Annotated in this window: 7 protein-coding genes; 5 read left to right on the forward strand and 2 right to left on the reverse strand. The window is 60.8% G+C overall.

All coding sequences use genetic code 11. The features are described from left to right. Positions 1-530, reverse strand: a 530-nt coding sequence (locus ACRESD_RS23475) for a cytochrome ubiquinol oxidase subunit I (RefSeq protein WP_431753089.1), incomplete at its 3' end; no start/stop codon positions are given. Positions 531-848: 318 nt separating this feature from the next. Here ACRESD_RS23475 and ACRESD_RS23480 point away from each other — a divergent pair. Next, positions 849-2,087, forward strand: coding sequence for an MFS transporter (locus ACRESD_RS23480; RefSeq protein WP_431753090.1), 1,239 nt, complete (start codon positions 849-851; stop codon positions 2,085-2,087). A 1-nt stretch (position 2,088) separates the two neighbouring features. Here ACRESD_RS23480 and ACRESD_RS23485 read toward each other — a convergent pair whose 3' ends face one another. Beyond that, positions 2,089-2,535: a DUF4879 domain-containing protein gene (locus ACRESD_RS23485; protein WP_431753091.1), complete on the reverse strand. Its 447-nt coding sequence runs from the start codon at positions 2,533-2,535 to the stop codon at positions 2,089-2,091. A 209-nt stretch (positions 2,536-2,744) separates the two neighbouring features. Here ACRESD_RS23485 and ACRESD_RS23490 point away from each other — a divergent pair, with 209 nt between their 5' ends. From ACRESD_RS23490 to ACRESD_RS23505, 4 genes are all read left to right on the forward strand, one after another. Next, on the forward strand, positions 2,745-4,040 hold the full coding sequence (locus ACRESD_RS23490) for an NCS2 family permease (RefSeq protein WP_122728019.1): 1,296 nt from the start codon (positions 2,745-2,747) through the stop codon (positions 4,038-4,040). Next, the gene (gene trmA / locus ACRESD_RS23495) at positions 4,037-5,116 is read left to right on the forward strand and encodes a tRNA (uridine(54)-C5)-methyltransferase TrmA (RefSeq protein ID WP_431753092.1); all 1,080 of its coding nucleotides are present in this window, start codon (positions 4,037-4,039) and stop codon (positions 5,114-5,116) included. Before ACRESD_RS23490 ends, trmA begins: the two co-directional genes overlap by 4 nt. A gap of 183 nt (positions 5,117-5,299) precedes the next feature. Next, positions 5,300-5,740, forward strand: coding sequence for a type II 3-dehydroquinate dehydratase (aroQ, locus tag ACRESD_RS23500; protein WP_017253796.1), 441 nt, complete (start codon positions 5,300-5,302; stop codon positions 5,738-5,740). 5 nt (positions 5,741-5,745) lie between these two features. Then, the gene (locus tag ACRESD_RS23505; protein ID WP_431753093.1) at positions 5,746-6,594 is read left to right on the forward strand and encodes a shikimate dehydrogenase; all 849 of its coding nucleotides are present in this window, start codon (positions 5,746-5,748) and stop codon (positions 6,592-6,594) included. The last annotated feature ends 2 nt before the right edge of the window (positions 6,595-6,596 follow it).

A 6,596-nucleotide genomic window follows, 5' to 3' on the forward strand; every position in this document is an offset into this window, starting at 1 on the left:
TTGAAGACCACGGCGAACCAATCGGTCGGGATCACGCGCCCGTCGATGATTTCAAAGCCCTGGGGCGTCTGCATCCAGCTGTTGGACGACAAGATCCAGAACGTGGAGATCAACGTACCGACGGCGACCATCACGGTGGAGAAGAAGTGCAGCTTGCGCCCCACCTTGTTCCAGCCGAACAGCATCACCCCGAGGAAACCGGCCTCCAGGAAGAAGGCCGTGAGCACTTCGTACGTCAGCAGTGGCCCGGTCACGGCGCCGGCGAAGTCCGAGAAGCGGCTCCAGTTGGTGCCGAATTGGTAGGCCATGACCAACCCGGAAACAACGCCCATGCCGAAGTTGACGGCAAAGATCTTCGACCAGAAATGGTAGAGGTCACGGTAGGTGTCGTTGTGGGTCTTGAGCCACAAGCCTTCCAGCACCGCGAGGTAACTGGCCAGGCCGATGGTGATCGCCGGGAACAGGATGTGAAACGAGATGGTGAACGCGAATTGAATTCGGGCGAGATCTAGCGCCTCCAAACCGAACATAAGTCTTCCTCTGTCAGGTAATACCGGCTGCTGGCGGGAGCCTGCACCCACTGCCCCCACGGATATGGAGTCTGGCGAATTCCAATTCGTTTCTTTTTTTAACCCACCACGCAGGGAATCTGGCCCTAAGGCCGCCAGAACAATCCCGGGGCCGGTTTTGATCTGGATCAAGCATTGCTGAAAGAGTAGTCCCATTTTCGGTGTAGGACGGCGTGGTCTTTTGCCGCGTGACAGACTGCCTCAGCTCAGTTCTTGCAACCATCTGTTACAGCTTGATGATAATCTCGGCCCATCCTCCGGCCCTGACCTGAATTCCCGATGCCAACCGAACCCGCGTTGCTGTTGCGTCACCATCGTCCTTTCATCGCGTTCTGGCTGGCGCGGATCTTTACCGCCAGCGGTTTTCAGATGCTCACCGTGGCCATCGGCTGGAACCTCTACCAACTGACCGGCAACGTGCTGGACCTGGGTTTGGTCGGCCTGGTGGAGTTCGTGCCGCGCGTGCTGTTCATGCTGCACACCGGGCATGTGGCCGATCGCTATGAGCGGCGCAAAGTGGCCGCCATCTGCCAGACCGTGCAGGCGCTGATTGCCCTGAGCCTGGCCATCGGTGGCCTGACCGGCAACGTGACCCGCGAGATGATCTTCATCCTCGCCTTCCTGTTGGGCGCCGCGCGCTCTTTTGAAATGCCCACCACCCAGGCGCTGCTGCCGAGCATCGTACCCACCGCGTTGTTCCCCCGCGCCGTGGCCTCATCGCAATCGGCCCAACAGTTGGCGACCATCGTCGCGCCGGCCCTTGGCGGTTTGCTGTATGCATTCGGCAGCGTGTGGGTGTATGGCCCGACTGTGGCGTTGTACCTGATCGCCTGTGTGCTGACCCTGAACCTGCCCGCCCGCCAGACGCCGCTGAACAAAGCCAAAGCCACCATGGATTCTCTGTTGGCCGGAATTCGCTTTATCCGCAGCCGCCCGGACATCCTCGGCGCCATTTCCCTGGACCTGTTCGCCGTGCTGTTGGGCGGCGCCACCGCGTTGCTGCCGGTGTTCGCCAAGGACATCCTGCTGACCGGCGCCTGGGGCCTGGGCCTGCTGCGCTCGGCACCGGCGGTGGGCGCGTTGTTGATGTCGTTGTGGCTGGCGCGCTTCGCGGTGGACCGGCATGTAGGCCGCGTGATGTTCACTGCGGTGGGCGTGTTCGGCGTGGCAACCATCGCGTTCGGCCTGTCGACCTCGTTCTGGTTTTCCCTGGCGGTGCTGGTGGTACTGGGCGCGGCAGACATGATCAGCATGGTGATCCGCGCGTCCTTCGTGCAATTGGAGACGCCGGATGAAATGCGCGGGCGAGTCAGTGCCGTCAACGGCCTGTTCATCGGCGCATCCAATCAACTGGGTGAGTTCGAATCCGGGATCACCGCCCACTGGTTTGGCACCGTGCCAGCGGTGGTCATGGGCGGGATCGGTACATTGTTGGTGACCGGGGTGTGGATCAAGCTGTTCCCGACCCTGGCCAACCGTGACCGGATGCATGTGCCAGAGGAAGAAACGAAGGTGTGAATCAGCGGATGTTGAACATCGTCTTCAAGGTCACCTGCGGGCCATTGATCGAGGTGTTGCTGAACTCGAACCAGCCCTGGGCCTCGACATTCACCACGAACACATAGATGTAGCCCATCAGTGTACCCACGCCATTGCACGCCTCGCTGATGTTGCCGACCTGACATATCGGCGTGCGCTGCCCATCCAACTCCGCGCCATCGAAGCGGCCCATGGGGCTGTTGCCCAGGCCGACTTCCATCACCGAGATTTTGGTCGGGCCACGGTGCTGGCACATCTCAGTGCTCTGGGCGCCCTCCGGGACTTTCTCGCTGCAACGCGCCGACTCGACCTTGAACACCCGCACCTCGCTCAAGGGCGGTGCAGTCGCGCCCCACGCCGGTGCCACGCCCCACCACAGGCTGATACTGGCGATCAGAGCTAGACTCCACGCGTTGGCTTTTTTCATGCTGTTAACGACCCTGTCTTGAACGTCGACGCAGTATGCCTCAAGGCCATGATTCAGAATATGCAGCCCGTAGGGCACACGGCCTCGGCTGCTGGTATGATGCGCCGCTTTTTCCGATCCTCTCTGAAACCACAGGCGCTTGGCGCAGTTTGTGCTTTGACTTAGAGGTCAACAAATAACGACGCAAGATAGCGTCACAGGGAGCCGGCATGCTGGAAAAGCTGTTTCAACTCAAAGCACACAACACCAACGTGCGCACCGAGATTCTCGCGGGTATCACGACCTTTTTGGCCATGGCCTACATCCTGTTCGTGAACCCGAGCATCCTGGGCGAAACCGGTATGGATAAGGGCGCAGTGTTCGTCGCGACCTGCCTGGCGGCTGCTATCGGCTCGACCGTCATGGGTCTGATCGCCAACTACCCGATCGCCCTCGCGCCGGGCATGGGCCTCAACGCCTTCTTTACCTACACCGTGGTCCTGCACATGGGCCATACCTGGCAAGTGGCACTGGGTGCGGTGTTTATTTCGGCGGTGCTGTTCTTCCTGCTGTCGATCTTCCGTATCCGTGAGTGGATCATCAACGCCATCCCCCTGCCGCTGCGCTCGGCGATTGCGGCGGGTATCGGCCTGTTCCTGGCGTTGATCGCCCTGCACAACGCCGGCATCGTGGTCAGCAACCCGGCCACCATGGTCGGCCTGGGCGATCTGAAACAACCCGCCCCCATCCTCGCCACCCTGGGGTTTGTGCTGATCGTTGCACTGGAAGCCCTCGCGGTACGCGGCGCGGTGCTGATCGGCATCCTCGCGGTCACTATTGCTTCCATCGTTCTGGGCTTCACACCCTTCATCGGCGTGACCTCGGTACCACCGTCCCTCGCCCCGACATTCCTGCAACTGGATATCAAGGGCGCGCTGGATATCGGCCTGGTCAGCGTGATCTTCGCTTTCCTGTTCGTTGACCTGTTCGACAACTCCGGCACCCTGATTGGCGTGGCCAAGCGCGCCGGCCTGATGGGCAAGGACGGCCACATGCCGAAAATGGGCCGCGCACTGATCGCGGACAGCACCGCCGCCATGGCCGGTTCGCTGCTGGGTACGTCGACCACCACCAGCTATATCGAATCCGCCGCCGGCGTGAGTGCCGGTGGCCGTACCGGTTTGACCGCCATCGTGGTCGCGATCCTGTTCCTGCTGGCGCTGTTCTTCTCGCCACTGGCCGCCAGCGTACCGGCCTACGCCACTGCGCCAGCGCTGCTGTTCGTCGCTGTGTTGATGACCCAAGGCTTGGCGGAGATCGACTGGGATGACATTACGGTTGCAGCGCCGGTGGTAGTCACTGCCCTGGCGATGCCTTTCACTTACTCCATCGCCAACGGCATCGCCTTCGGTTTCATCGCCTGGACCGCCATCAAGCTGCTTTCGGGCCGCTACCGTGAGCTGAACCCGGCATTGGTGATCCTGTCGATCCTGTTCGTGATCAAGCTGGGCTGGTTCAACGCATGACTTTTGACGCCGCACGCTACACCGCTCAACTGCAAGACAAGGTCACGCGCTTGCGTGACCTGCTGGCACCGCTCGACGCGCCCGAGCCACAGGTCTTCGATTCGCCGCTGCAGCACTTCCGCCTACGCGCGGAGTTTCGCCTGTGGCGCGAAGGCGGTGAACGCCACTACGCGATGTTCTCCCAGGACGACAAACGCACACCGATCCTGATCGAAGAGTTCCCCATCGCAAGCCTGCGCATCAACCAGTTGATGCCGCAGCTCAAGGCCGCCTGGCAAGCCAGCGCCGCCCTGAGCCACAAGCTGTTCCAAGTGGAGTTCCTGACCACATTGGCCGGCGATGCGATGATCACCCTGTGCTATCACCGCCCTCTGGACGAACATTGGCACACCGCTGCGAATAAGCTCGCTGCCGACTTGAATGTCAGCATCATCGGCCGCTCCAAGGGCAAGCGCGATGTGATCGGCCATGACTACGTCGTGGAAAAACTCGACGTCGGCGGCCGTACCTTCAGCTATCGCCAACCCGAAGGCGCCTTCACCCAGCCCAACGGCACGGTGAACCAGAAGATGCTCAACTGGGCGTATGAAGCCTTGGGCGATCGCCCGGATGATTTGCTGGAGCTGTACTGCGGCAACGGCAACTTCACGCTGCCGTTGGCGACTCGTGTGCGCAAAGTGCTGGCCACCGAGATCAGCAAGACCTCGGTGAACGCGGCGTTGAGCAACCTCGATGAAAACGCGGTGGATAACGTCACCCTGGTGCGCCTGTCTGCCGAAGAACTCACCGAGGCGCTGAATGAAGTGCGTCCGTTCCGCCGTCTGCAGGGCATCGACCTGAAAAGCTACGAGTTCGGTAGCGTGTTCGTCGACCCGCCTCGCGCCGGCATGGACCCAGACACCTGCGAACTGACTCGCCGCTTCGACAATATCCTGTACATCTCCTGCAACCCGGAGACCTTGGCGGCCAACATTGCGCAACTGCATGACACGCACCGCATTACCCAGTGCGCCATGTTTGACCAGTTCCCTTGGACACACCATATGGAATCCGGCGTGTTGTTGACCCGGCGCTAACTCTGCAAAACACAGCAAATCAAAAATGTGGGAGGGGGCAAGCCCCCTCCCACATTGGCTTTCAATTGTTCTGCACATCGAGAAGGGTTCGATAATCGAACACATCCCACCGTATCAATTGACCAAATTAACCATTCAGTACATTTTATCTCCACAACTAACAATAACTGTGGAGACCCTCCCATGCCGCCCATCGTGCTGGTGCTCAACGGCCCCAACCTCAACCTGCTCGGCACCCGCGAGCCCGCCACCTACGGCCATGAAACACTGGCCGACGTCGCCGCGCTGTGTGGGCGCAGCGCGGAAAAACTCGGGCTGAAAATCGAGTTCCGCCAAACCAACCACGAAGGCGAATTGCTCGACTGGATCCACGGCGCCCGCGCCCGTTGCGCCGGCATTGTGATCAACCCGGCCGCCTGGACCCACACTTCGGTGGCCATTCGCGACGCACTGGTGGCCAGTGAAGTACCGGTGATCGAAGTGCACTTGTCCAACGTGCATGCCCGCGAGGCGTTTCGGCATCACTCCTTCGTTTCCCCCATCGCCAAGGCGGTGCTGGCCGGTTTCGGCAGCCATGGTTACCACCTGGCACTGGAACACTTCAGCCATACGTTAAAAGGATGAGCTTGATGAAACCGCGCATCCTTGCCGGCCTGATCGGCTCGGGCATCCAGGCTTCCCGCACCCCGGCGCTGCACGAACAGGAAGGTGACGCCCAGGGCCTGCGCTACCTGTATCGCCTGATCGACCTGGCGCCGCTGCACCTGGACACCAACGCCCTGCCCGACCTGCTGCACGCCGCCGAATTGATGCACTTCACCGGGCTGAACATTACCTACCCGTGCAAGCAGGCAATATTGCCGTTGCTCGATGAATTATCCGATGAGGCCCGTGGCATTGGCGCAGTCAATACCGTGGTGTTCAAGGATGGCAAGCGCATCGGCCATAACACCGATTGCCTAGGGTTTGCCGAAGGCTTTCGGCGCAATTTGAGTGATGTCGCCCGCCAACGTGTCGTCCAGATGGGCGCTGGCGGTGCGGGGGCGGCGGTGGCTCATGCGCTGCTCGCGGAAGGTGTGGAACACTTGAGTATTTTTGACGTGGATATCAGCCGCGCCCGCGACCTTGTGGATAACCTCACACAGCGCTTCGGAAAGGGCCGTGCCCAGGTAAGCAACCACGTAAAGAACGCCGTGGCCGAAGCCGATGGCCTGGTGAACACCACGCCAATGGGCATGGCCAAGCTGCCGGGCACACCTGTGCCCGCCGCCTTTTTAAGGCCAGAACTCTGGGTGGCAGAGATTGTGTATTTCCCGCTGGAAACCGAACTGCTACGTGATGCCCGCGCCTTGGGTTGCCGCACCCTGGATGGCGGCAACATGGCGGTGTTTCAGGCAGTGAAGGCGTTTGAGCTGTTCAGTGGCGAGGCGCCGAATGCAGACCGCATGTTGGCGCACTTCCAGAGCATGAATACCTAGTT

The sequence above is a fragment of the Pseudomonas sp. genome (genome assembly GCF_050739995.1).
Lineage (GTDB): Bacteria > Pseudomonadota > Gammaproteobacteria > Pseudomonadales > Pseudomonadaceae > Aquipseudomonas.